Source organism: Priestia sp. TSO9, assembly GCF_021029645.1.
Lineage (GTDB): Bacteria > Bacillota > Bacilli > Bacillales > Bacillaceae_H > Priestia > Priestia megaterium_E.
The window spans coordinates 997,977-1,021,924 of the sequence record NZ_JAJEKD010000015.1 but is presented as its reverse complement, the minus strand read 5'-3'; the positions used below and the strand labels follow the sequence as shown (position 1 = coordinate 1,021,924).

Genomic DNA, 23,948 nt, shown 5'->3' with positions numbered 1-23,948 from the left:
AGCTCTAGCTATATGCTAGGGCTTTTTTTATTGGCAAGAAACTCTTCGTTTCAGCATACAGTTTAATAAGAGTGTATGTTTGAAAGGAGAGTGCGGAAATGAATAAAACTCATGTAATAAAGCCGCTGCTCGACGACGACTACCCAGTTATTTCATATGGAAAAGGAATTTATTTGTACGACCAAGATGGAAAAAGGTACATAGATGCTTCGTCGGGGGCAGTTACAGCAAGTATCGGACACGGCGTAAAAGAAATCATTGATGCGATGACCGATCAGGCACAGAAAGTTGCGTTTGTATATCGGTCGCAGTTTACAAGTGATCCAACAGAAGCCTTAGCTAAGAAACTATGTGAATTAAGCAGCAATCATTTCCAGTGGAGCTTTTTTGTTAACAGCGGGACAGAAGCGACTGAAACGGCTATGAAAACGGCAATTCAGCATTTTCAAGAGCAAGGAAAGCCAACCAAAACAAAGGTTTTGTCACGCTGGATGAGCTATCACGGTATTACAATAGGAGCTCTGTCTATGTCAGGGCACGTTGGAAGACGAAAACGCTTCTCGTCGTTGCTTGAAGATTATCCTTCGGTTTCACCTCCTTATTGCTATCGATGTCCGTTTCATCAAACCTATCCATCCTGTAATCTTGCTTGTGCACACGAATTGGAAACAGTTATCAAACGAACCGGCCCTGAACATATTGCTGCTTTTATTACAGAGCCCATTGTAGGAGCAGCCGGAGCAGCGCTTACACCTCCTCCCGGTTATTATGAAGTGATAAGAGAAATTTGCGATAAATATGATGTGTTATGGATTGCGGATGAAGTCATGACTGGAGTTGGGCGTACAGGCGTGATGTTTGCGTATGAGCACTGGGGAGTTAAACCAGACATCATGACGCTTGGAAAAGGAGTGGGAGCAGGATATACACCAATAGCCGTTACGTTGGCTAGCAGCAAAACGATTGAACCTATCATGAACGGATCCAAATTAATTATGAGCGGACATACGCTAAGCGCTAATCCGCTGTCATCCGCTGTAGGAATAGCTGTTTTAACCTATATTGAAAAGCATGATCTTGTTCAAGAAGTAGCGCTGAAAGGAGACTATTTAGTAGGGGAATTGAAGAAGCTTCAACTTCTTTACCCTATCATTGGTGATATACGTGGCAAAGGCTTACTAGTTGGTCTTGAGCTTGTGCAAAATCCAAAGACGAAGGAGCCTTTTTCATCTTCGGAAAATATGACGGCGCGCGTAATAAGTAAAGCCCAAAAAAATGGTCTTCTCCTTTATCCTTCACAAGCAGGAACAGACGGAGTCGAAGGAGACGGTGTTATTATTGCGCCACCATTTACGATTACTCATCGTCAGCTTGATGAAGCGGTCGATCTGCTTTCGAAAACATTGCATGAAGTGCAAAATGAAAAACAGAGAAATGAGGTGAAATGAGTGACAAAGGTCGAAAACTCATTTCAAAAGATGACAACTGTGGAACAAGCGATTGAATACGTAGATCATGCGGCTACGCTGATGATAGGAGGATTTGGAGGAGTAGGCAGCCCACCTTCTCTCATTGATGGTCTGATTGAAAGCGGAAAATCAAATTTTACATTGATATGTAATGATTCAGGCTTTCCTCATATTGGTGCGGGAAAATTGGTAAGCCAAGGAAGAATTCAAAAGCTGATCGCTTCTCATATTGGATCGAACCCAGTGGCTGGAACGCTGATGACGGAAGAAAAGCTAAAAGTTGAGTTTTCTCCTCAAGGAACGCTTGCTGAACGGATTCGAGCGGGAGGAGTTGGAATCGGAGGAGTACTGATTGATGTAGGAATTGAAAATGACATTATTCAATTTGGAAAAGAAAAAGTGGAAGTGGACGGCAAGACATTTTTAGTTGAAAAACCACTGACAGCCGATGTGGCTTTTGTATATGCAAAAAAAGCAGATCCATTCGGCAACTTGCTTTATGATAAAAGCGCTCGAAACACTAATCCATTAATGGCTATGGCAGGTCGTATCACTATTGCTGAAGTGGATGAAATTGTTCCTCTTGGCGACATTGACCCAGAGAACGTGATGACGTCAGGTGTATTTGTGGATTATATTGTCCCTTCTAAAGGAGTGAATTGGAAATGGGTTTGGGAATAGATATTCGTCATCGTATTGCAAAACGTGCTGCGGCTGAAATCAAAAACGGCATGATTGTTAATTTAGGTATTGGCATTCCTTCTCTTATTCCTAATTATGTACCAAGCGCTGTTCATGTGATGTTTCATGCTGAAAACGGGATTTTAGGGTTAGGATCTTCCCCTCCTTTAGGTGAAGAAGATGAGAATGTTTGCAATGCAGCAGGCTATCCAACAACTACCGTTCAAGGAGCTTCATACTGTGATAGTGCTACAGCCTTCGCGATGATTCGAAAAGGATACGTCGATATGACCATTCTTGGTGCGTTAGAAGTGAGTGAAAAAGGGGATTTAGCTAATTGGATTGTGCCAGGTAAGCGAGTTCCTGGGATGGGAGGAGCGATGGAATTAGCTCAAAAAGCGAAAAAAGTCATTGTGCTGATGAATCATACGAGCAAGACAGGAGAACCGAAGCTGGTTAAGACGTGTTCTTTACCTTTGACTGCTTCGGGCTGCGTGGGATTAGTTATTACAGATCGGGCGGTTTTTAAAGTAGAAAAAGATGCGCTTCTTCTAACAGAGTTAATGTCTCCTTATACCGTAGAGGATATTTTGAGTTCAACAGAAGCGACAGTTCGCCTGAGTGATCAATTGATTACGATACCATAAGGAGGACCATTACATGAACATACAGCAATCTATTCATAACTGGATGACAGAGCATCGTCAAAGTGCAGTGCGTTTACTCAAGCGTTTCGTAGAAGAAGCAAGCGTGCAGGGTTCTGAAAAGCATGCGCAGGCAATTGTCATTGAACGCCTTCGACAGCTGCAGTTAGATATTGATATATGGGAACCCGACGAAAAAATACTTCGCAGCCATGAAGCTTTTGCCTCCAACCGTTCTACTTTTCGAGACAGCCCGAATGTGGTAGGCGTGTTAAAAGGGAAAGGCGGAGGCAAATCCATCATTTTGAATGGGCACATTGATGTAGTGCCACCCGGAGATCTTTCACAGTGGACGGAAGACCCTTATACGGCTGTTGTAAAAGATGGAAACTTATATGGACGCGGAGCAACGGATATGAAAGGAGGAAATGTGTCATTACTTTTAGCTATTCAAGCGTTGAAAGAGCTAGATATTTCACTAAAAGGAGATGTTATTTTTCAAAGCGTAGTAGAAGAGGAAAGCGGAGGTGCAGGAACACTTTCCTGTGTACTTAGAGGGTACAAAGCAGATGGTGCCATTATTCCAGAACCAACCAACATGAAGATCTTCCCTAAGCAGCAAGGCTCCATGTGGTTTCGAGTCACCGTGCATGGAGTAGCAGCACATGGAGGGACTCGGTATGAAGGCGTGAGTGCGATTGAAAAAGCAGCTGTGGTGCTTAAACATATTGAGGATCTTGAAAAAGAGAGAAACAGTCGAATTACCGATCCGCTCTATAATAAAATTCCCATTCCCGTGCCGATTAATATCGGAAATATACAAGGAGGAACGTGGCCTTCTTCAGTCGCTGATCAAGTAATATTAGAAGGCAGGATAGGAGTTGCTCCGCATGAAAAAATGAAAAATGTCAGAGCAGAAATGAAATCCTGGCTTGAACTTCTGCCTCAGTGTGATGAGTGGTTTGCTGAGCATCCTGCCGACTTGGAATGGTTTGGGGCCCACTGGCTTCCCGGTGAAATTGAATTAGAGCATCCGCTTATGACTTCTCTTTCGTCCTCTTTTTATCAAGTGAAACAGAATCAGCCGATCATTGAAGCATCTCCTTGGGGAACCGATGGAGGGATACTGTCACAAGTAGGGGATATTCCAACAGTGGTGTTTGGACCGGGAGTAACAGAAGTGGCCCACTTTCCGAATGAGTATATTTGTATTCAAACGATGCTTGACGCAGCAGAAATTATTGCTCTCACGGTAGCAGACTGGTGCAGTATTGCGGACTAAGCTAAAAAGGGAGAGGATACAAACAAATGGCGAAACAAGAAAATATTTGTCAACCAACCTTTGCTATGACTCTTTTTTTAGATGAATATAACAAGCGTCTGAGAATAGATGATTACCGGGGAAATGTGAATGATATTTACAGCTATATATATAAAGAAATTGATAAGGCAACGTACGAAAAGTGGATTATAAAAGCACGTGCTGAATATCTGTTGGACTGGATGAGCTTGGGATTTTCTTTAGAAGCAACTGTTCCCTACTATTTTAACGGAAGCGACGCGTATCTTTTATGCTACTATACGTCTCAATCCCGCCGAAACAGCGGGGAGACGTTAAAAGAAACAGAGCTGCTTCAAGATGTTTTGAATTTGCCGACATCTCATTATTCTCCTTTATCGAATCAACTGATCATGCGCCGAGCGATTTCATCTGACGCTAAACAACTTTCTCAGCTCTACCGTCAAATCTTCACAGTGTATCCTACTCCCCTCTACGAAGAAGAGTATCTCTCTAGTTTGCTTCAAGAAGATAGCTTGTTTTATATCATAGTTGACAAGAACGATATCGTTAGCGCTGCTTCTGCTGAAATTGACTATGTCTATCACAATGCTGAACTAACGGATTGTGCGACTCTCCCTGCTTACCGAAAGTATGGATTCATGAAGCATTTATTAAGCGCACTAGAGGCGGAGCTCAAACAGCGGCATATTTTTTGTGTATACACAATAGCGAGAGCGCTTTCATTCGGGATGAACGCCGCCTTTCAGCAGCTTGGCTATACCTATACGGGACGGTTAACGAATAATTGTTACATTTATAAATCGTTAGAAGATATGAACGTATGGGTGAAGGATCTGTCAAAAAGTAAAGGGTGAGAAATAATTAACCAATTTATGGGCTGTAACATATAACAATAGTAAATCTTCATAAAGGAGCGATTGTATGTTATATGATTTATATAAGCCGTCCCGACATTGGAAAGACATTGAGTTATGGAAAGATGTTCCTGAAGAAAAATGGAATGACTGGATTTGGCAATTAACAAACACAATTCGAACGTTAGATGATTTAAAAAAGGTCATTAACTTAACTCCTGAAGAAGAAGAAGGAGTACGCATTTCAACCAAAACGATTCCGCTCAATATTACGCCTTACTATGCATCTTTAATGAATCCAGATGATCCCCGCTGCCCCATCCGTATGCAGTCTGTTCCGGTTGGCAAAGAACTTCATAAAACAAAATATGATCTAGAAGATCCCCTAGATGAAGACGAAGATTCTCCAGTGCCAGGGTTGACTCATCGCTATCCTGATCGTGTTTTGTTCTTAGTTACCAATCAATGCTCCATGTACTGCAGGTACTGTACTCGAAGAAGGTTTTCAGGACAAATCGGAATGGGCGTTCCAAAAAAGCAGTTAGATGCTGCGATTGCTTATATTGCCAAAACACCTGAAGTACGAGATGTACTCATTTCAGGCGGTGATGGCTTGCTGATTAATGACAATATTTTAGAATATATTTTGAAGAATTTACGAGCTATTCCCCATGTGGAAATTATTCGAATTGGCACAAGAGCCCCCGTTGTGTTTCCGCAGCGAATAACGGAAAATTTATGTGCCATTTTAAGAAAATATCATCCAGTATGGTTAAATACTCACTTTAATACATCCATTGAAATTACGGAAGAGACAAAAAAAGCATGTGAAATGCTTGTCGATGCAGGAGTTCCAGTTGGCAATCAAGCGGTTATTTTAGCTGGGATTAATGACAGCGTAGCTATCATGAAAAAGCTTATGCACGATTTAGTGAAAATACGCGTTCGTCCTTACTATATTTATCAATGTGATTTATCAGAAGGAATTGGGCATTTCCGCGCACCTGTTTCCAAAGGGCTTGAAATTATGGAAGGGCTGCGAGGTCATACGTCTGGCTATGCTGTTCCAACGTTTGTTATTGATGCGCCAGGAGGAGGAGGAAAGATTGCGGTTCAGCCAAACTATATTATTAGTCAAAGCGCAAGTAAAGTTGTTCTGCGAAACTTTGAAGGAGTGATTACGACGTATCCGGAGCCAGAAAGCTATGTGCCTGGGCGTGCAGATGATTATTTTCGAGCTGTTTATCCAGCATCGGATGCTAAAGATTCTTCCATTGGCATCTCGGGTCTTATGAATGATACTCAATTCAACCTTGTACCGGAAGGGTTAGGGAGAGTAAAAAGACGTAAAACATATGAAAGTGACAGTGCTCACGAAAGCCTAAAAGACAAACGTGAAAAAAGAGATGAATTAAAAGATAAAAAGTTTAAAGCTCAATTGAAAAAAGACGGTAAAAGCGACGATGCTCCATCATCTTAAGGAGGTCCTGTAATATGACTGTTCAATGCGCATGGTGCGAAGAAGAAAAAGCAGTAGAAACAACCAATACCGCATACTGGGAATTGCCAGACGGAACGAGAAGTATTGAAATTACTCATATGCCATGTATCAGCTGTTCAGGTTGCGGGATGTCATATCAAGAAGAAGAGATCATAGAAGAAGTGGAAACACAGCTGCTTCTTGTCGATACAAAAAAACTTGATGAATCAATTCGGTATGATGAGCTATTAAAAGTGCCAAGATTATTAAAGCGCAACTACTTTAAATTCTAAAAAGCCGCCCCTTATTTTGTAAGGGGCGGCTTTGCTTATTGATAAGCCTTTGTTCCAGCAGTGCGCAGGCTGTAGGCGTGTTTTAAAGCTACTGTAACAGGACGGAAAGTTGGAAGTTCGACTTCGTCTATTTTCGAAACGGGCAAGAGACCAACAGATGTGCTCGTAATAAAAACTTCATCAGCGTCTTTTAAAAAGGAAGGAGTCATATTTTGTTCTCGAATTTGAATGGCTTGTTCCTGAGCACATTCCAGTACGTTAGCGCGCGTAATACCCGATAGAATTTTTCTTGTGGCAGGAGTGGTGAACAAGACGTTGTCTTTTATCGCAAAGACATTGCTGCTCGACCCTTCGGTTATGTATCCGTCTTTTACTAAAATAGCTTCTTTACATCCTTTAGAAGCCGCAGCTTGTTTGGCAAGAAGGTTAGGAAGTAGGTTCAATGATTTGATATAGCAATTAGCCCATCGTTCGTCCTCCAAAAGAAGCGTGGAAATGCCTTTTTCATAGGCTTCTTCAGGTGTTTGGCGAGGATGGCGTATTGTGAGTGCTAATTGTGCAGGTACATCGGGAAATAAATGATTTCGAGGAGCAATCCCGCGCGTAACTTGAATATAAATATCAGCGTCTTTTAACGTTGATTTTTCCATTGCTTGGTGAATGATGTCCTTTAGCTCTTGTCTTGAAACCGGCAGTTCGATAAAGATTGCTTTTGCACTTCTTTCTAAGCGGTCTAAGTGACGTTCAATTGAAAACGGAATCCCTTTGTATACGCGAATAAATTCATAAACACCGTCTCCGAACTGGTGACCGCGTTCATCAATTGGAATAACAGCCTCTTTAATATCTCTAAACTCTCCAGCATAATATGCTAATTCCATCTTGAAAAACTCCCTTCCTTTAGATATTAAAACGTTAACATAAAATTCAGCAAAATGAAATTATTTACTTGGTTTCTTCGAAGAAAATGAAAAAAGTCATACTCCTTTAGGGGTATGACTTTTATGAAAACGTACGTTTGAATGCTAATGAAAATTTCTGAAGGGCTTTTTTAGGTGTAACAAACTGAACGATGAGCTTGGTACCGGTGATGAACCAATCGACAATACGGCTGCCGAGAAGCATCGTTACTAAAATGGACAGGGCGATTAAGACGATAATACCCCATGACGTTGGCTCTAGACTTTTTGAGAAGTCAGTTGTAAAGAACCATTTTAAAATGAAGCCGTGCAATAAATACACGTATAGCGATCGCTGTCCAATGCTTGTTAAAGCAAAACCGCGCGTTGGAATTAAAGCCATAAAGGCAAAAGATACAAGAAAGGCAATTCCATAGTGAGAAACGCGCATTAAAAATTCGGCCACATTGTCGTACGTGTTCGTTCCATACAGCATATCTGTGTAAGCCGTGTCGTCTAAGAAAGAATAGCTTCCGATTAATGTAACTAATAATACGATAGATGCAATGATTCGATTTCGCGCTGTCAAAAGATTTGTAAAAGGCTCTTGTCGCTGTGATAAATAGTAGCCTAAAAGGAAAAACGGGAAAAAGACAAACATTCGGCTAATGCTTAGAATTTTATCAAATCCGTCAATATCAATGAATCCCATTGCAAGTCCAAGCGAAATAGAGACAGTTAAGCTAATCCACATCGGGAATTTCGCAAAGAAAGGAAGCATTAATTTCCAAAAAATTAAGCTCAGTAGAAACCACATTGCCCATCTAGGAACCAAATATTGAAGCGTGTACGTTTCATCTGTATAAAGCACACTATAATAAAGGGTATAGATAGTTTGGAAAGCTAAATAAGGAAGAGCCACCTTTGTAAATATTTTTTTGTAATAGCCTTTCTTATGAAAATTTTTCGAGAAATAACCTGCTAGTAAAATAAAGACAGGCATATGGAAAATAAAGATAAAGTGATAAATGGACAGCATTCCGCTGCTATCTGTTCGGTACGGAGAAATCATGTGTCCGAATACAACTAAAAAAATTAATACGAATTTAGCGTTATCAAAGTAAGCATTTCGAGTATTCATAGTATTATTTTTCCTCAACATATGCTGATGTAAACCTCCCACCAACAAGATTTATTTAAATGGCGATTATTGTTAGAATAACCTTTCACTACGGAATTAAAACATGAATTCTTCTTTTTTGCAATTACATAAAGGCTTGAGAAACCTGTCGAATCAATGCTTTTGTTATAAAAACGATGTGTTTTTGTTACAAATGTCTTTTGGGAAAAAGAAAAATATTGATATAACAATATTTATTCGTTACGCTAATAGTGAAATTTGTTTTGTAACTGTAACATGAATTTAATATTTTTTGTCGGGTAAACCACTTATATTGCAGTGTTCGACATCTACATATCGCAGAAGAAAGTTGTAGATTTCTTGAAAAAATGATAGAAAAGATACACATACCGCTGGAGGGGGAGTACGATGAAATCCTTTTATCACTATATAATGAAATTCCGATCAAATAAAAAACATGATCGAATGGGAGAGTTTGCGCGAAGTGCTTACGATGATCACAGCTTCCCGAAATCTTCAACAGATTATGACGAACTGAGTTCTTATTTAGAGCTCAACGGACATTATTTATCAAGCATGACCGTATTTGATGAAGCATGGGAGCTTTATCAAAATAATGCGTGAGAAATAAAAAAGCAGGCTGATGGATATCCATCAGCCTGCTTTTTTTATTTTCTTAAGCTCATGTACTAAGCAGAGGTAAAAATGATAGAGAGCAATAGATAATAAAGGCTTGGTTCTAAAGATGTTATACTTCCCCTTTTTTAGTTACTGCATATAATATTGTAACTTTTCAGTAGGTGTATGTTTACTAAGGAGGTGCGACGATGGCAGGGAAGAAAAAACCTAAATACGGAATTGGTGAAACAGTCGTTGTAACAATATACGGGACCGTTGGCACTATTACCGATATAAAAGTGATGGATGGGATTTTTGTATACGAAATCAACCATAGTGAAGGTCTTTTTTTAGAAGATACAATTGAGCTTCTAGAAGAATATGAAGGTCAAATATTAGTACAGGAAAGAGTAGAGCTTGAATATAAATTTTTCTTCGGCGATATCGTCCAGGTTTTTAATTATGGAAAAGAGTTATTTAAAATCATTGGTATTCGAACAGAAATATGGCGTTATAAAGAGGATTCATGGGAAGACATTGTCTATGAATTGTCACGTGTAACAGATGGAGAATGGCTTGAGGCTAGTGAAGAAGAACTCATTCTCGTAACTCCTCATGAGGAAACAGAAAATTACGCTCAAAGTGTTGATATGTTGTATTTAGGTAAAGAAATTAAAAAGACGGAGTTGCTACCAAAGATGAAAAAACAAAACGGTTCTGAAAAAGAAGAAGTGAGGTTAACTAAAGAAAAGCATGAGATTATAAACGGTCTTTTAGATGTGTACAATGATTATAAATTTTTGTATGAGCTTTTTGAAGATGAAGAATACGCTGAAGTCATGAACTTAGTGCTGAAACATTTAAAAAAGATAGCAAAATCCGAACAAGGAAAATAGCAGGTAGATGCCTAATAAATAAAAGATAGCCGAGATAGATTATTACATCTCTCTTAGCTATCTTTTATTGTGTATACGGCGATGGTAGTGAAAAAAATGGGTATAATTACCTTTCTGTTTAAACTGCTGAAATTTTAGACATACTATTGCCAAATTGTTCATAAATGTGTATAAGGTAAAACTTCAAGCAGAAGATGGAGTGAACCTATTTTTAAGAAAAATAAGGTACGCTAATCCGTTCAAACGGGATAAGGAGTGATATTGTGAAAGAAATCGAAGTGGTCATTGATACGGAAGAAATTGCGGAGTTCTTTTACAATGAACTAGTCAAGCGAGGCTATGTTCCCGCTGAAGAAGAGCTAGGCGAATTAGCGGATATAACTTTTGATTATCTCATTGATAAATGTATTATTGATGAGCAAGATGAAGAATAAAAAGATAGATACATCTGTAACGACGGGGGAACTCGTCGTTTTGTTTATGAGACAGTGGCTATGAAAAAGGGTTAGCAGCTTTAATAGCAGATTGCACTTTTATATGATGCTGAAGAGGAATTTTTTTTACTGAAGAAGCGGGAATAGACTCAAGGAGAGAAAATATGCTTTCGTCTTCAAACCACTCATCTTTTCTTAAAAAAAGGTGTACGCGGTCTCCCCAGCTCATATTTAACGTCGGGCTATACAGCTTTTTGGAATGATTTCGATTCTTTGTAAATATATCCGAATTATAATCGCTTCGAGACCCTGTGTGGGGGTGTTTGAGGCTAAATGTATAGATAGAATCATGCAAGTTTGAATAAAAAAGAAGAACGTATAAAGTTTTTCCCACTTCAATCCGCTTTAAGACAGACTCGAAATGATACACTTTTGTTCCACTTAAATCAATGTTATTACCTGAATAATAGGGAAAGACGATTTGAGTCATACCGAGAAAGTTTTGAGTGTGAAACTGCCAAGAGTGAAGAACATCCCGCTGAAACTCTTTTTTAAAGAGAACATTTTTTTCGATATGATACTGTTCGTTCACAATCAGGGCTATTGATAAGAGCGTTTTGTTTCTATGCTGCCAAAAGTCATTCCAAACAGCTTTCATAAAAGAAGATATGTGAAAAGCGGGAAGTAAATGAAACAGATTGCTGTTTTGCTCTTTGCTTTTTTCATAGAGTAAGAGCTGAGCGTAAGCATCATGAAAAATGGCGGAATTGGAATGTTCTAAAAACAAGAAGTACGCGTGCTGTTTTTCTGGAGAAAGCAGGGATTTTATTAAGGTAGTCGAAAGATCTGTCATGTAATAGCCGCCGTTTCGCGAAACCAAGTGTGCTAAAAAAGCCCAGTGAATTTCGGGGTGTTTTTGGTAATAGTCTAAATATGCTTGGGTACGTGTAACATTGTTTTGATTAGCTTTTTTTACTTTTTTTCGAATCTCTTTAATCAATTTTACGTCTTCTCCGATAAAAGACAGCGGGAGGGTAGCAGGAGGTTTGAGCTGCATCATCTGCTGCAGGCGAAGAACATCCTCCAATCTAATCAGGGGATTTGTGTCAGTAGAAGTCATGTTAAGCCTCCTTTGAAACGTTTAACTATATAAAAAAAGGGTAAGGGACTTTTTGAAACCTTTATAACATTTCGTACGTATAAAGGGTAACAAATGTTAAGAAAAGAGGTTTTCTTTATGTTCAGAAAAATTTTTGAATCATTAACTGGATCTAAACGTCGACGCTACAGCAGCAGCGATCGACACTATCGACGTCCTCGTCACTACAGCAGCAGTGATCATCACTACAGACGTCCTCATCACCATAGCAGCAGTAGCGATTATAAACGAAGCAAATATTATGACAGCCACAGTCATTCAAAATATGGCCACCACCATTACAAGCGCAAACGTAAAAGTGGAAGCTTCTTCTCAAGCTTTTTCTCAAGTTGATTTATGATGAAAAATCGAATGTTCAAACACCTTCATCGCTGGCTAGTTGACCGCCCTTTTAAAAAAGGAAAAGTCATTTCCGGGCGCTATGAAATCATAGATATACTGGGAATGGGAAGCTATGGTATAACATATGTTGCTAACGACATTGTGCAACAAAAAAAGGTAGTCGTAAAGCAACTCCGTAAAACAAAGCAGCGCACGTCTCAGGGGCTGAAGTCTTATCATTATGAAGCGAAATTGCTGTCTCAATTAAATCATCCTCAAATTCCTTCACTGTATGAAGCTATCGAAACAGATGAAGGTTGTTTCGTAGTGATGGAGTTGATTCAAGGGAAAACGTTTGAAGATTTAATTTTTGAAGAGAAGTGCGTGTATACGGAAGAACAAGCGCTTGACATTTTACTTAATATTCTAGACGTAGTTTCTGCTATTCATGAGCAAGGAATGGTTCACCGTGATCTTCGTATTCCAAATATTATTGATGTTAACGGAACCATCTATGTTATTGACTTTGGTCTTGCTAGATTTTTAGGAGACCATGAAGAAACAAGCACCCTTATAGAAGAACAGCAGTTTATGAGACAAACATCTGCTGCAAGCGATATCTATGCACTTGGTCATTTTCTTTTATTTTTATTATACTCTGGTTATGAGCCGACGGAAAAACAAGAAAGAAGCTGGGAACAAGAGCTACATTTGTCGGCGCCTATTAAGGCCATCATTCAAAAAATGCTGAGAGCAGATGAATCTTATGAAAGCATTAAAAGTTTACAAAAAGATATTTATGACTATATAAATAGTAAGAGCTCAGGGAGGGGAAAGTATGGCGCTATTTAATAAAGCGTTAGCCCGCATTGGAATTGGTGCAGCGCGAGTGGATGCTAAGCTTGTCAATGATGAATTTCGTGCTGGTGAAAAGATTGAAGGGATTGTTGAAGTATACGGAGGCAATGTTGAGCAGAAAATTGACAGCATCTATCTGCGTCTATTCACAACTTATGTAAAAGAAAGAGACGATAAAAAATACAAGCAGGATATTGAGCTTAATACGTTTAAGATTAACGACCCGTTCACGATTCAACCATCTGAAACGAAGTCTATTCCTTTTACCTTTCAGCTGCCTGATGATACGCCTGTTACATTAGGTAGAACCCGGGTTTGGGTGGCGACCAGTCTTGATATTAAAGATGCCGTTGATCCGTCAGATATTGATCATGTAAAAGTGCTTCCTAACCTTATGGCAACAAGCGCAATTGAAGCTATGGAACAGCTTGGCTTTCGCTTGCGCCAAGTTGAGTGCGAAGAAGCCCCTCGCCGGATGAGAAAAAGACTTCCTTTTGTTCAAGAATTTGAATTTGTTCCAAGCGGTGGAGTTTACGCTGGGAAAGTAGATGAAATTGAAATTATCGTGCAGCCGAGCGGCTTACATGATTACGATTTATTTATAGAAGTAGATCGACGTGCCAGAGGGTTTGGCGGCTTTCTATCTGAAATGCTGGATGCAGATGAGTCGCTCATTCATGTTCATGTTTCTGAAAAAGAAATTCCTCAGTTAAAAAATATATTAACCAGTATTATTTCACGCTATAGCTAACGTGCATAGCTCTCCTTTCTTTTTCGTATATTAAAGACAGTAAAAAGAAAGGAGAGAGGTATATGCCGCAATCAAAGCAAACGAAAAAAATAAATGCAAAAGAGGAATTTTCGGCTGAATTTGTCGTTCATCAAGCTCCTAAGCCGGAAGACTATATTCAGCCAAAACGTGTGAATAAGTAAAGCATGTAGAACGTTACATGCTTTTTCTTTTAATAGGTTGGAGGAAATAAAAAATGGGAAACCGCACTACAAAATATTCTCTATTTATTGTATCGCTTTTAGCTTTCTTTTTACTCATTTTATTTACGTTTAATACACCTTGGGTGAAACAGCTTGACTTTAATGTACTTCATACCATTGAAGGATGGAGGACGGACACGTTAACACCCATCATCATATTTATAACAACCGTAGGATCTTGGTATGTTACTGCGCCAATATGGTTTGCGATTATAGTAGTTCTTCTTTATAAACGAAAAGGGTTGCTCGCTTTATATATCACGCTTGTTTTTTGGGGAGTTCGCGCTTTAAATTGGGGATTGAAGGAGATTTTTGCAAGACCAAGACCTGATTGGAGTCAAGTCGTTCCCGCCTCTCACTATAGTTTTCCGAGCGGACATGCCATGAACTCAATGGCGTTTTACAGCGGAGTACTTTTGTTAATATGGATGTATACAAGAAGCAGGTCTATCAAAACGGCAGCTGCATGCGTAATTGCTATTGTTATTTTATTAATTGGATTTAGCCGTTTGTATTTAGGTGTACACTTTTTAACGGATATACTAGCAGGATATTGTTTAGGACTTGCTTGGTCCTTAGGGGTCTACCTCCTTTCTAAGCGCCTATATAACCAAAAATAGGAGCAATGGTTACATTTTTTTCGTTAATATTTCATTTTGTTTAAGTAGGCCTATTGATTCATCCATTCAAAAACAACTAATGATAAAATGGGAAACAAATATTTTATGTACATGTTTAATAAGAAAAAACTAGTAATTTCGACAAAAAACGTTTTGATTCGATAAAGGGTTTTCGGATTTTATCACTAATTATATAAGAATACATGACGTAAAAGAGTAAATACTTGCTTTTGGGTGGAGGGAAGAATGTTGAGTGTGTGGACCACAATAAAAAAACAATTTAATATTAGCACAGAATATGATGTAACCATTATGCAAACAGAAGAAAAAGGCGAAAAGCGCGGATATAAGCCTGTCCATCGTCTAACGATTACAGCATTCGATCATCAAGACGCAGCAACACAAGTATTTCAGATGTTTAATATTGCTGATAATTTGCCAAAAGATTGTGATGCGAGGTTTATCAGCACAGGCGATATTTTATTAATTGATGAAGGTACTCGAGGGAAGTATTACTACAAGCTATGGACAGACGGCTGGCAAAAAGTGAATCGCCTGCACGTACGTTAAACATAAGGTAAAAGCGACCTATCTGGCCGCTTTTTATTTATATGTTGACCCTTAGTAATCACGAGTATGATGGCCAGGGCCATTTTTTCGGTTTGTTGCTGAATATTCATCTCCATGGGCTTCATGTTCTGCTATAATTGCTTCCTTTGGAATATGATTATTCTTTTTAGGCGAATTTATTCGATTGCGATGTTTTTTCCCCATACATATCACCTCAGCTAACGTTAGTAAATCCCTTGCGCTATTAGCGTACCCTTATATAAAAAGACATACTACGCCATTTTTTGGGCCGTATGTCTTTTTATTTTTGTCGCATAATGTTAGAAGTAAATAGACAAGCAAGGGATACAATATGGTATAGTGAAAGCGTAAGATTTTTTACATATAGGAGGTACGAAATGAGCGTACATATTGGGGCAAAACAAGGTGATATTGCAGAAACGATTTTACTTCCAGGTGATCCACTTCGTGCAAAATACATTGCAGAAACGTTTTTAGAAGATGTAACTTGCTATAACGAAGTGCGCGGTATGCTTGGATTTACGGGAACATATAAAGGAAAGCGCGTTTCTGTTCAAGGAACAGGAATGGGTGTACCATCAATTGCTATTTATGTAAATGAACTAATGAATGAATATGGTGTTCAAAACCTAATTCGCGTTGGTACATGCGGAGCAATTCAAAAAGATGTAAAAGTACGCGACGTTATTTTAGCCATGTCTTCGTCAAGTGATTCACAAATGAACCGCGTTAAATTTGGTCCTATTGACTATGCACCGACAGCTAACTTTGATTTATTAAAGCGCGCTTACGATGCAGGTGTTGAAAAAGGCCTTCAGTTAAAAGTAGGAAGTGTATTTACATCTGATCAATTCTACAATGAAGACGGCCAGCTAGAAAAATTGGCAGCTCACGGCGTATTGGCAGTTGAAATGGAAACAACGGCTTTGTATACGCTAGCTGCTAAATACGGACGTAATGCTTTATCTGTTTTAACAGTAAGTGATCACATTTTCACTGGTGAAGAAACAACGTCAGAAGAGCGTCAAACGACGTTTAACGATATGATTGTTGTTGCGCTTGAAGCAGCAATTAATGAATGAATATAATTTCATTTCGTTTATTTGCTGAATGGCAGCGAAATGCTGCGGCGTAACAAATAAAAAGACGAGAAGCAATCAGGCTTCTCGTCTTTTTATTTGTGAAAATTAATTGTTTCCAAACGGGAAATTGTATGGTACGATTTGATACGTTAAAAACGGCTTTGATTTTCGTGAAAGTCGAAAATCGTATAAAAAATTCATAAGAGGTGATAAACCATCATGATGGCAAGTATTAAACAGCAGTGGTTTTCAAACGTTCGAGCAGATATTTTGTCTGGGATGACAGTTGCTCTTGCGCTTATTCCAGAAGCCCTTGCTTTTTCCATTATCGCCGGTGTCGATCCCATGGTTGGCCTGTATGCATCTTTTTGTATGGCAATTGTGATTGCTTTTACAGGCGGAAGACCAGCTATGATTTCAGCTGCAACAGGAGCAATGTCTTTATTGATGATTAACTTAGTCAAAGATCACGGCATTGAGTATTTATTTGCAGCTACTGTTTTAACCGGAATGATTCAAATTTTACTGGGTGTTTTGAAAGTAGGAAGGTTTTTATCATTTCTTCCTCAAACAGTTATGATTGGCTTTGTAAATGCGCTAGGTATTTTAATTTTCACAGCACAGCTTCCCCATTTTCAAGGAGCAAATTGGATGATGTACGCAATGGTAGCCGGAACGCTGCTCATCGTCTATTTGTTTCCGCTCATGACCAAAGCAATACCATCTCCGCTTGTTGCCATTGTCTTGATGACGATTGTAGCGATTGTCTTTCATTTAGATTTAAAAACGGTAGGAGATATGGGGAATATTACGCGTTCACTGCCGGTTCTTCACTTTCCAAAGGTTGATTTATCAGTGGAGACACTGCTTATCATTTTACCTTATTCGCTTCCTTTAGCGATTGTAGGCCTACTTGAATCTATGCTAACGGCAACGGTGCTGGACGAAATTACAGATACGCCCTCGAATAAAAATAAAGAAGCGCGCGGTCAAGGCATCGCTAATATTGTAACAGGTTTCTTTGGAGGAATGGCTGGCTGTGCCATGATTGGACAATCTATGATTAATGTAAAATCAGGGGGACGTGGAAGGTTATCTACCTTAGTCGCCGGAGTCTTTTTATTGTTCTTAATTATGGTGCTTGGCGATGTTGTTAAACAAATTCCAATGGCTGCTCTTGTAGGCGTTATGTTTATGGTAGCCGCCGGTACATTTGATTGGCAGTCCCTTAAAGACTTAACGAAATATCCACTATCGGATGCCATTGTAATGGTTGTTACGGTGGTTATCGTATTGTTTACACATAACTTAGCATTAGGCGTAATGGTAGGTGTTGTTTTAAGTACGATTGTATTTGGCTGGAAGATGGCTAAAATCAAAACAACTTCACAAATAGAAGGGAATATGAAGCAATATAGGGTTTCAGGGCAATTATTTTTTGCCACCATCAGCTTCTTCATGGATGAATTTCAGTATGAAACAGACCCGGATACCATCATTATTGATTTTAGTTCTTCTCATATATGGGATCAATCGGCCGTAATCGGCATCTCAAAAATTATCGATAAGTATGAGCGATTGAATAAAAAGGTTATTGTAAAAGGATTAAATGAAGACAGTAAAAAAATCGTAAGGCAAATTGGCATAACGTCGCTGTCGAACAAATAAAAGGTGTGCAGTAGCACACCTTTTTTACTTGTTTCGTTTTAGTAGCTGTATGAGCCAGGTGGAAAAAGAAGTTGTAGATGAAGATACGGATGTCTGTTTTAACAAAATAGCATAGGCTTTGCGCCGATATTGGTAATCAAGCATGCATATCTACTCCTTTTAAAACAGGATTTGGAAGCGTTTTCTTTATTGTAGCATGCTTAATAGGGAGATAAAAGAAAAAAGAGAGACCATCGTCTCTCTTTAATCATTTCCAAACATATAGCGTTTGTGGTGCCATGAGATTCCAAACATCAGACCCATTGCAAACATGTTCCCCATCAGTGAACTACCTCCATATGAAATAAAAGGAAGTGGAATTCCGGTGATAGGCAAGACTTGAATGGTCATACCGATATTTTGAAATACGTGGAACGTAAGCATTGAAATAACGCCTACACATAAGTAAGAATTGAATTCATTTTTTGTTTCAAGGCCTAGCTTGATCAAGTAATAAACTAGTACGAAGAAAAGACTAATAACAATGCTGGCGCCGATAAAGCCAAACTCTTCTCCGATAACGGCAAAAATAAAGTCGGTCTGTCCCTCTGGCAAATAGACAACTCCATTACCGATTCCTTTACCGTTTACCATTCCTGATCCAATTGCATCTAACGATTTCTTTAAATGATAACCCTCTCCAGAACTATACGACTCAGGATCAAGCCAAGAATAAATACGTCCAAATTGGTATTGCTTAACCCCTAGATACTTTTCTAATAGGCTAGGTGCATAAACAACAAGTCCCAAAATGACAGAACCAACCGCAGTAATACCTAAAAATGCAGGCGCGATGATTTTCCAGCTTACGCCTGAAACAAATACAAGTCCAACCGTGATTGCTAAGAACACAAGAGCGGTACCTAAGTCAGGCTGCTGCATGATTAATAATAAAGGTAAAGCAAGTACAGCACCCAGTTTACCAAGCAGTAAAAAGTCTTCTCTTACTGTCCGGATACGATATTTTTCATTGTGTTTCACAATGACCGTACTCAGTGTGATAATCAAAAACACTTTCATAAACTCTGATGGCTGTAACGAAAAGCCGGGAAGTGTGAACCAACTTTTTGCCCCGTTAATTTCTCTGGCAATGCTTGACGGAGCCACTAGTAAAAGAAGTAATAAAAAGTTCCCAAATCCATAAAAAACCCACGTTAGCTTTTGAAGCTGATCGGAGTCAAAACGCATGACAAACCCTATAATCACCATTCCGATTATATAAAAAACAACTTGTTGCGCTACGAAGTTCTTATCATACTGCCCAATTTTTTCAGCACTATGGATTGCCACAACGCTTACGCAAAACAATAGGAAGATTAGGAAAGCCAAGTTCCAGTCAAATCTACTAACATTTCTTTGATTTTCACCCATATTATTCACCTGTCACTATTAAATCTCATTCTTTCTTTATGATAAAAGAAAAATGCTGGTTTTTAATGCAAAGTCGATTAATGAAGAGTCGCACTAACCCCACTTTGCAGTTTTTGCTTTGAATATAGACTTGCTAAAAGTAAGAAAAGATATGTCGCAAGCTGCGTTACCATACAGCCTTTTATTATACATGAATTATTCTATAACATAAATAGGAGAAATGATAACAATTTCTTTTTTCTAAAAACTCTATTTGGAGGGACTTATTCAATTCATCTTCTTTATCTCCTTAAAGGTTAATATGAAAACATATTATAGGAATTTATCTTTTTTTGCACGTGAAAAGATAAAGAAACGTGTATATATATAACGAAAGAAAAGGCAAATAGTTTCATATGAACGACTGAAAAATTCTAAACTGCGAGGACTAAATCTAGCAAGCTATACATATGAATAATAGTAAAGATAAGAGAAAGTGTTCTACACTATCTTTTTCTACATGCAGACATTCAACTTCACTATCCTAAGTAAACAGTTGAGACAAGAATATAGTTATATTCTACTTTCTTGCTGATGAACGAACGTATGGAAGGTATATGGATGAATTACCGAATAAGAGACACAGGATATTAAGAAAATAATAGATAGAGATTAATAGAATCATAACGTAGAGAGGTGTGTTTATGATTATAGGGGCAAGTGTGACAGCATTTTTATTATTATGGTGGACAATTTTTTATAGCGGGCGCTACTATCATTATGTTTCAGAGCCTGTTGGCAAAAGAATTTCCCTTCACGTAGGGATACATGTCACCTTAGTGGTTGGAGTGAATGCATGTCTCTGGCTTGAGCAGCCGCTGCTTTTTTCTAGCATTTTAGCAGGATGTGCAGGACTAGGAGCCGGATGGTTTGTGGGGATTCCTTTTTCGGTAAAAAGTATTTTAAGTGGAATAATGGGGGGCATAGGAACGGGTGTTAGTTTTTATATCTCTATGAGCATGTGGATGGATCAATTTAACTGGCTATCTTTTTTATTAATAGGAACGAGCGTTATTTTTAGCGGAAGCTCGTTATTTCAAGTGTTAAAATCGATTCCGTCATTTGAAAAGGTACTGGTAAAAATGTGGATTCAACATCCTTTTGTGATAGCTCCTATTTTGATTACCGTATTTTGGCTGTATAATTTTATTGAAAAATATTTTCCGCAAGCAGATCCAACACGCAAGTAGTTTCCGTGTTGGATTTATTATTTCCTCCGATAAGACTCCCCTTTAAGTTTACCAAGTTTAACATCGTTCAATTAGTCTATAGAAGGTAAAAGTAGACATTCACCTATCTTCATTATGATGCATATTGTAACGTAGCAAGCATTATAAAGGGGGAGTGCGTATGTATCCATATCAATACGATCCACGTTTTCAAAATTTGTTTCCACCTGGAGGAGGCCAAGGGTTTCCATCGTTTCCACCTGGAGGAGGAGGTCAAGGATTTCCACCGCCGCCACCTGGAGGAGGGGGCCAAGGGTTTCCGCCGCAGGGAGGAGCGCAGCCGCCTTCAAGTCCACCGCCAGCTTTTACACCTGCACCAAAGCTAGGTTCAGGAGGTCCATCACTTTATGCTGTTGACCCAGGCGCTATTTCAGGATGCTTATACCGATATACCTATATATGGCCGAGAAATGGTCGACCTTACTGGTTTTACCCAACCTTTGTAGGCAGACGCTCAGTTGCAGGATATCGCTGGACAGGATTTTTCTGGGTGTATGCTGGGGTAGATGTAAATCAAATTCGAGAATTTCAATGTATATAAAACTCCGCTTGCGGAGTTTTTTTTGTGGGAAAAGGTTGACGCATAAAAAATGACGTTATATAATAAATCTCGAATTAAAGATAATTTATTTAGTAATATCTCGAATTAATAATAATAGACACTTTTTAGGAGATGACATTTATGGCAAATGTATTATATGTAAAAGTAAATCCGCAGGTTGATGAAGCATCATTTTCAACTCGTTTAGCACAGGTTTTCTTAGATGAGTATAAAACAGCAAATCCTACTGATACAGTGACAACGCTTGATCTGTATAAAGAAACAGTTCCGTTCATTGATGGAGATGTTTTAGCAGCATGGGGAAAAGCTGGAGCTGGTGAAGAATTATCAGCTGTTGAATTAGAAAAAGTAACGCGTATGGGTGAATTAGTAGAGCAGTTTTTACAAGCTGACAAAGTTATTTTCTCAGCTCCAATGTGGAACTTAAGCTTCCCTCCACTAATGAAAGCATATATTGATAACATTTTAATTGCAGGAAAAACGTTTAAATATACTGAAAATGGTCCAGTAGGATTAGCTTCAGATAAAAAAGTAGTGTTACTAGAAGCTCGTGGAGGCGTTTATTCAGAAGGCCCTGCAGCAGAGCTAGAATTTACTCAAAGCTATTTACGTACAGTGATGGGCTTCATTGGGGTCCAAGATTTCCAACTGGTTGTTGCAGAAGGCATGGCTTACACACCAGCAGAAGCAGACAATATTCTAGCAAAAGCATCTGAAAAAGCAAAAGAAGTTGCGTCAACGTTCTAATCTCAAAAGGCTGGGACAAAAGGATTTGATGAAGTGAAAAACGAACTACTGATCAAGATATTTGATTAGTGGTTCGTTTTTTTTGTTACGGTGAACGTAGATTTCATGTTTGTAAGTCTTTCTAGCAGTTGATTGGAGGGCAAGCCGAAGACTCCTGCGGGAAAAGCGGAATAGGTGAGACCCCACAGGAGCGTATGCGACGAGGAGGCTCAGCATCCGCCCGCGGAAAGCGAAGTCTTGCACGGAAATCAACTGCGGTGTCAAAAGCGGTTCGGCTCATGTATACTAGTTGTTCATCTTTAGATTGGATTCATTTGTTTATGTCTCAACCTCTTTTTTAGGTTTAAAATTCAATATCCACCCTTCAGAAGATGTATAAAGGTTTACATGAAGTGCGACATAGAGAACGCACTTCTTATGAAAACGCTCATATATTTTTATTTACAAGACAAAAAAAGCATGGTTAAATAATGACCATGTTAACGTAACACGGGACAGGGGAAGTTTTTCTGCAGAATCATTGGGGTATGCTACAAGTACAATCTAAAAAAGGGTGATTGAGATGTTTAAAAAATTATTTGGTAATAAGACAAAATCAAAAGAAACAACCGTTCTAGCTCCGCTTTCAGGTAATATCCTGCCAATCAGCGAAGTGCCAGATCCAGTGTTCGCACAGAAGATGATGGGAGACGGTTTTGCAATCGAACCTTCAGAAGGACAAGTTGTTTCACCTGTTGCTGGGGAAGTCGTTCAGCTTTTCCATACAAAACACGCGGTAGGCTTAAAAACAGAAGCCGGTACAGAAGTATTAATACATATCGGCCTTGAAACAGTTGCAATGGAAGGCGAAGGATTCGAAGCTCACGTGGCACAAGGTGACAAAGTAAGTGTAGGAACACCTCTTATCACATTTGATTTAGCGCTTATTCAAGAAAAAGCGAAAAGCATTATCACACCAATTGTTATTACAAATAGTGATGCAAGTGAAAGTTTCGAGATTTTGGCTCAAGGGACGGTTCAAAAAGGCGAAACGGCTTGTGCAAAAGTAACGATGAAGTAATAAGCAAGGCCTTTTCCTTTAAGAAAGGAGAGCGCATTTGAAGATTTTAAAAGTGTTAAATAACAACGCCGTTGTCTTTAAGGAAGGCGGAGTTGAAAAGATTGCGATGGGTCCCGGCATCGCTTTTCAAAAAGGTAAAAATGATCTTATTAATGCTGCGAAAGTGGAGAAAGTCTTTGTCATGAAAGAAGAACAGGAAAAGTTTCAAGAACTATTAACAAACCTTCCTGAAGAGCATATTCAAGTGGCGGAAGAAATCATTTCGTATGCGGAGCAGCAGCTTTCTGCTACGCTAAGCCATCATGTGCATATTGCTTTGAGCGATCATTTATCCTTTGCTGTCGAAAGGATAGCCCGTGGAATTTCCATCCAAAATAAATTGCTTAATGAAATTAAATCTCTCTATCAGCCTGAGTATGCAATAGGAGTGTGGGCTCTTCAGCATATCAAAAAGAGGCTAGACATCACGATGCCGATTGATGAAGCGGGATATATTGCGCTTCATATTCATACGGCGAAACTGAATTCACCGGGAATGCAGCAGCTCATGATGCATACAACGATTATTAATGAAATGGTTACGATTATAAAAAAAGAGCTGAATATGGAGATTGATGAAAACAGTATGTCCTATCAGCGTCTGCTGACTCACTTGCGCTTTGCGTTAAATCGTTTAGCGCAAAATGAACCTTTTCATGAGATGGATGAAGAGATGCTCGACGTATTAAAAGTCAAATATAAAAAATCGTATCAATGTGCTGAAACGATAAAACAATTTGTCAAAGATGAGTACGAAATTAATTTTCCAGAAGCGGAGTTAGGCTACATCACGCTTCACATTTGCCGAATAGAGCAAAGAATGTAGAAAAAAGCATTGACGGATATTGCTGCTTTGAG

General features: G+C 38.9%; 28 protein-coding genes. 23 read left to right on the top strand and 5 right to left on the bottom strand.

The window, feature by feature from the left end; all coding sequences use genetic code 11:
• The first annotated feature begins 98 nt into the window (after positions 1-98).
• The 7 genes from LJC66_RS20525 to LJC66_RS20495 all read left to right on the top strand — a co-directional run bounded on the left by LJC66_RS20525 (position 99) and on the right by LJC66_RS20495 (position 6,724).
• Positions 99-1,448: an aspartate aminotransferase family protein gene (locus LJC66_RS20525; protein ID WP_230933455.1), complete on the top strand. Its 1,350-nt coding sequence runs from the start codon at positions 99-101 to the stop codon at positions 1,446-1,448.
• Positions 1,449-2,150 (top strand): CoA transferase subunit A, encoded by a 702-nt coding sequence (locus LJC66_RS20520; RefSeq protein WP_230933454.1) that lies wholly within the window; start codon positions 1,449-1,451, stop codon positions 2,148-2,150.
• Complete coding sequence (locus LJC66_RS20515) at positions 2,135-2,797, top strand: 3-oxoacid CoA-transferase subunit B (RefSeq protein ID WP_016765314.1); 663 nt, start codon at positions 2,135-2,137, stop codon at positions 2,795-2,797. Before LJC66_RS20520 ends, LJC66_RS20515 begins: the two co-directional genes overlap by 16 nt.
• A 13-nt stretch (positions 2,798-2,810) precedes the next feature.
• Positions 2,811-4,076, top strand: coding sequence for a peptidase (locus tag LJC66_RS20510; protein WP_050691576.1), 1,266 nt, complete (start codon positions 2,811-2,813; stop codon positions 4,074-4,076).
• Positions 4,077-4,102: 26 nt separating this feature from the next.
• Positions 4,103-4,951 (top strand): putative beta-lysine N-acetyltransferase, encoded by an 849-nt coding sequence (ablB, locus tag LJC66_RS20505; protein WP_230933453.1) that lies wholly within the window; start codon positions 4,103-4,105, stop codon positions 4,949-4,951.
• A 67-nt stretch (positions 4,952-5,018) separates the two neighbouring features.
• Positions 5,019-6,431, top strand: coding sequence for a lysine 2,3-aminomutase (gene kamA / locus LJC66_RS20500; protein WP_230933452.1), 1,413 nt, complete (start codon positions 5,019-5,021; stop codon positions 6,429-6,431).
• Between the two features lie 14 nt (positions 6,432-6,445).
• Entirely contained in the window at positions 6,446-6,724 is a 279-nt protein-coding gene (locus tag LJC66_RS20495) for a YokU family protein (protein ID WP_013058725.1), read from the top strand.
• A 35-nt stretch (positions 6,725-6,759) separates the two neighbouring features.
• Here the strand turns inward: LJC66_RS20495 and dat are convergent, their stop codons facing one another.
• Together dat and LJC66_RS20485 are read right to left on the bottom strand one after the other, a co-directional pair.
• Entirely contained in the window at positions 6,760-7,605 is an 846-nt protein-coding gene (dat, locus tag LJC66_RS20490) for a D-amino-acid transaminase (RefSeq protein WP_195696048.1), read from the bottom strand.
• A 121-nt stretch (positions 7,606-7,726) separates the two neighbouring features.
• On the bottom strand, positions 7,727-8,764 hold the full coding sequence (locus tag LJC66_RS20485; RefSeq protein WP_195696049.1) for an acyltransferase family protein: 1,038 nt from the start codon (positions 8,762-8,764) through the stop codon (positions 7,727-7,729).
• Between the two features lie 408 nt (positions 8,765-9,172).
• Here LJC66_RS20485 and LJC66_RS20480 point away from each other — a divergent pair, with 408 nt between their 5' ends.
• The 3 genes from LJC66_RS20480 (at position 9,173) to LJC66_RS20470 (ending at position 10,712) form a co-directional block, all read left to right on the top strand.
• Positions 9,173-9,388 (top strand): YozE family protein, encoded by a 216-nt coding sequence (locus LJC66_RS20480; protein WP_013058722.1) that lies wholly within the window; start codon positions 9,173-9,175, stop codon positions 9,386-9,388.
• Between the two features lie 203 nt (positions 9,389-9,591).
• On the top strand, positions 9,592-10,278 hold the full coding sequence (locus LJC66_RS20475; RefSeq protein WP_013058721.1) for a hypothetical protein: 687 nt from the start codon (positions 9,592-9,594) through the stop codon (positions 10,276-10,278).
• A gap of 263 nt (positions 10,279-10,541) precedes the next feature.
• Positions 10,542-10,712 (top strand): YozD family protein, encoded by a 171-nt coding sequence (locus LJC66_RS20470; RefSeq protein ID WP_013058720.1) that lies wholly within the window; start codon positions 10,542-10,544, stop codon positions 10,710-10,712.
• 58 nt (positions 10,713-10,770) lie between these two features.
• Here LJC66_RS20470 and LJC66_RS20465 read toward each other — a convergent pair whose 3' ends face one another.
• Complete coding sequence (locus LJC66_RS20465) at positions 10,771-11,832, bottom strand: DUF2515 family protein (RefSeq protein ID WP_230933451.1); 1,062 nt, start codon at positions 11,830-11,832, stop codon at positions 10,771-10,773.
• A 117-nt stretch (positions 11,833-11,949) separates the two neighbouring features.
• Here LJC66_RS20465 and LJC66_RS20460 point away from each other — a divergent pair, with 117 nt between their 5' ends.
• The 5 genes from LJC66_RS20460 (at position 11,950) to LJC66_RS20440 (ending at position 15,233) form a co-directional block, all read left to right on the top strand.
• On the top strand, positions 11,950-12,204 hold the full coding sequence (locus LJC66_RS20460; RefSeq protein WP_195696051.1) for a hypothetical protein: 255 nt from the start codon (positions 11,950-11,952) through the stop codon (positions 12,202-12,204).
• Positions 12,205-12,207: 3 nt separating this feature from the next.
• Entirely contained in the window at positions 12,208-13,044 is an 837-nt protein-coding gene (locus LJC66_RS20455; RefSeq protein WP_230933450.1) for a serine/threonine protein kinase, read from the top strand.
• Positions 13,031-13,801: a sporulation protein gene (locus tag LJC66_RS20450; protein ID WP_230933449.1), complete on the top strand. Its 771-nt coding sequence runs from the start codon at positions 13,031-13,033 to the stop codon at positions 13,799-13,801. The genes LJC66_RS20455 and LJC66_RS20450 overlap by 14 nt, the downstream gene beginning before the upstream one ends.
• Before the next feature lie 235 nt (positions 13,802-14,036).
• On the top strand, positions 14,037-14,663 hold the full coding sequence (locus tag LJC66_RS20445; protein WP_195696054.1) for a phosphatase PAP2 family protein: 627 nt from the start codon (positions 14,037-14,039) through the stop codon (positions 14,661-14,663).
• A gap of 246 nt (positions 14,664-14,909) precedes the next feature.
• Positions 14,910-15,233, top strand: a complete 324-nt coding sequence (locus LJC66_RS20440; protein ID WP_013058713.1) for a hypothetical protein — start codon at positions 14,910-14,912, stop codon at positions 15,231-15,233.
• Between the two features lie 51 nt (positions 15,234-15,284).
• Here LJC66_RS20440 and LJC66_RS20435 read toward each other — a convergent pair whose 3' ends face one another.
• On the bottom strand, positions 15,285-15,437 hold the full coding sequence (locus tag LJC66_RS20435; protein WP_013058712.1) for a hypothetical protein: 153 nt from the start codon (positions 15,435-15,437) through the stop codon (positions 15,285-15,287).
• Between the two features lie 194 nt (positions 15,438-15,631).
• Here LJC66_RS20435 and deoD point away from each other — a divergent pair, with 194 nt between their 5' ends.
• Together deoD and LJC66_RS20425 are read left to right on the top strand one after the other, a co-directional pair.
• On the top strand, positions 15,632-16,336 hold the full coding sequence (gene deoD, locus LJC66_RS20430; RefSeq protein ID WP_013058711.1) for a purine-nucleoside phosphorylase: 705 nt from the start codon (positions 15,632-15,634) through the stop codon (positions 16,334-16,336).
• A gap of 219 nt (positions 16,337-16,555) precedes the next feature.
• Positions 16,556-18,004 carry a SulP family inorganic anion transporter gene (locus tag LJC66_RS20425; protein WP_230933448.1) on the top strand — a complete coding sequence of 483 codons (1,449 nt, stop codon included), beginning with the start codon at positions 16,556-16,558 and terminating at the stop codon, positions 18,002-18,004.
• A 243-nt stretch (positions 18,005-18,247) separates the two neighbouring features.
• Here LJC66_RS20425 and LJC66_RS20420 read toward each other — a convergent pair whose 3' ends face one another.
• On the bottom strand, positions 18,248-19,414 hold the full coding sequence (locus LJC66_RS20420) for an FtsW/RodA/SpoVE family cell cycle protein (protein ID WP_013084672.1): 1,167 nt from the start codon (positions 19,412-19,414) through the stop codon (positions 18,248-18,250).
• A gap of 683 nt (positions 19,415-20,097) precedes the next feature.
• On the opposite strand from LJC66_RS20420, the gene LJC66_RS20415 reads away from it, so the two are divergent.
• The 6 genes from LJC66_RS20415 (at position 20,098) to LJC66_RS20390 (ending at position 23,916) form a co-directional block, all read left to right on the top strand.
• On the top strand, positions 20,098-20,643 hold the full coding sequence (locus LJC66_RS20415) for a hypothetical protein (protein WP_195696056.1): 546 nt from the start codon (positions 20,098-20,100) through the stop codon (positions 20,641-20,643).
• A gap of 160 nt (positions 20,644-20,803) precedes the next feature.
• Positions 20,804-21,223 carry a transporter gene (locus LJC66_RS20410; RefSeq protein ID WP_230933447.1) on the top strand — a complete coding sequence of 140 codons (420 nt, stop codon included), beginning with the start codon at positions 20,804-20,806 and terminating at the stop codon, positions 21,221-21,223.
• A 141-nt stretch (positions 21,224-21,364) separates the two neighbouring features.
• A complete protein-coding gene (locus tag LJC66_RS20405; protein ID WP_014458563.1) occupies positions 21,365-21,991 on the top strand; it encodes an FMN-dependent NADH-azoreductase in 627 nt (208 codons plus the stop codon).
• 128 nt (positions 21,992-22,119) lie between these two features.
• Positions 22,120-22,332, top strand: coding sequence for a hypothetical protein (locus LJC66_RS20400; RefSeq protein ID WP_195696058.1), 213 nt, complete (start codon positions 22,120-22,122; stop codon positions 22,330-22,332).
• Between the two features lie 221 nt (positions 22,333-22,553).
• Positions 22,554-23,051, top strand: coding sequence for a PTS sugar transporter subunit IIA (locus tag LJC66_RS20395; RefSeq protein WP_013084668.1), 498 nt, complete (start codon positions 22,554-22,556; stop codon positions 23,049-23,051).
• 37 nt (positions 23,052-23,088) lie between these two features.
• A complete protein-coding gene (locus LJC66_RS20390) occupies positions 23,089-23,916 on the top strand; it encodes a PRD domain-containing protein (RefSeq protein WP_195696059.1) in 828 nt (275 codons plus the stop codon).
• Positions 23,917-23,948 lie beyond the last annotated feature (32 nt).

What these genes read in the sequence shown, in the direction of transcription:
- LJC66_RS20525 (WP_230933455.1), top strand. Translation starts at nt 99, where the DNA reads ATGAATAAAACTCATGTAATAAAGCCGCTGCTCGACGACGACTACCCA.
- LJC66_RS20515 (WP_016765314.1), top strand. Translation starts at nt 2,135, where the DNA reads ATGGGTTTGGGAATAGATATTCGTCATCGTATTGCAAAACGTGCTGCG.
- LJC66_RS20510 (WP_050691576.1), top strand. Translation starts at nt 2,811, where the DNA reads ATGAACATACAGCAATCTATTCATAACTGGATGACAGAGCATCGTCAA.
- ablB (WP_230933453.1), top strand. Translation starts at nt 4,103, where the DNA reads ATGGCGAAACAAGAAAATATTTGTCAACCAACCTTTGCTATGACTCTT.
- kamA (WP_230933452.1), top strand. Translation starts at nt 5,019, where the DNA reads ATGTTATATGATTTATATAAGCCGTCCCGACATTGGAAAGACATTGAG.
- LJC66_RS20495 (WP_013058725.1), top strand. Translation starts at nt 6,446, where the DNA reads ATGACTGTTCAATGCGCATGGTGCGAAGAAGAAAAAGCAGTAGAAACA.
- dat (WP_195696048.1), bottom strand. Translation starts at nt 7,605, where the DNA reads ATGGAATTAGCATATTATGCTGGAGAGTTTAGAGATATTAAAGAGGCT.
- LJC66_RS20485 (WP_195696049.1), bottom strand. Translation starts at nt 8,764, where the DNA reads ATGAATACTCGAAATGCTTACTTTGATAACGCTAAATTCGTATTAATT.
- LJC66_RS20480 (WP_013058722.1), top strand. Translation starts at nt 9,173, where the DNA reads ATGAAATCCTTTTATCACTATATAATGAAATTCCGATCAAATAAAAAA.
- LJC66_RS20475 (WP_013058721.1), top strand. Translation starts at nt 9,592, where the DNA reads ATGGCAGGGAAGAAAAAACCTAAATACGGAATTGGTGAAACAGTCGTT.
- LJC66_RS20465 (WP_230933451.1), bottom strand. Translation starts at nt 11,832, where the DNA reads ATGACTTCTACTGACACAAATCCCCTGATTAGATTGGAGGATGTTCTT.
- LJC66_RS20460 (WP_195696051.1), top strand. Translation starts at nt 11,950, where the DNA reads ATGTTCAGAAAAATTTTTGAATCATTAACTGGATCTAAACGTCGACGC.
- LJC66_RS20455 (WP_230933450.1), top strand. Translation starts at nt 12,208, where the DNA reads ATGATGAAAAATCGAATGTTCAAACACCTTCATCGCTGGCTAGTTGAC.
- LJC66_RS20450 (WP_230933449.1), top strand. Translation starts at nt 13,031, where the DNA reads ATGGCGCTATTTAATAAAGCGTTAGCCCGCATTGGAATTGGTGCAGCG.
- LJC66_RS20445 (WP_195696054.1), top strand. Translation starts at nt 14,037, where the DNA reads ATGGGAAACCGCACTACAAAATATTCTCTATTTATTGTATCGCTTTTA.
- LJC66_RS20440 (WP_013058713.1), top strand. Translation starts at nt 14,910, where the DNA reads ATGTTGAGTGTGTGGACCACAATAAAAAAACAATTTAATATTAGCACA.
- LJC66_RS20435 (WP_013058712.1), bottom strand. Translation starts at nt 15,437, where the DNA reads ATGGGGAAAAAACATCGCAATCGAATAAATTCGCCTAAAAAGAATAAT.
- deoD (WP_013058711.1), top strand. Translation starts at nt 15,632, where the DNA reads ATGAGCGTACATATTGGGGCAAAACAAGGTGATATTGCAGAAACGATT.
- LJC66_RS20425 (WP_230933448.1), top strand. Translation starts at nt 16,556, where the DNA reads ATGATGGCAAGTATTAAACAGCAGTGGTTTTCAAACGTTCGAGCAGAT.
- LJC66_RS20420 (WP_013084672.1), bottom strand. Translation starts at nt 19,414, where the DNA reads ATGGGTGAAAATCAAAGAAATGTTAGTAGATTTGACTGGAACTTGGCT.
- LJC66_RS20415 (WP_195696056.1), top strand. Translation starts at nt 20,098, where the DNA reads ATGATTATAGGGGCAAGTGTGACAGCATTTTTATTATTATGGTGGACA.
- LJC66_RS20410 (WP_230933447.1), top strand. Translation starts at nt 20,804, where the DNA reads ATGTATCCATATCAATACGATCCACGTTTTCAAAATTTGTTTCCACCT.
- LJC66_RS20405 (WP_014458563.1), top strand. Translation starts at nt 21,365, where the DNA reads ATGGCAAATGTATTATATGTAAAAGTAAATCCGCAGGTTGATGAAGCA.
- LJC66_RS20395 (WP_013084668.1), top strand. Translation starts at nt 22,554, where the DNA reads ATGTTTAAAAAATTATTTGGTAATAAGACAAAATCAAAAGAAACAACC.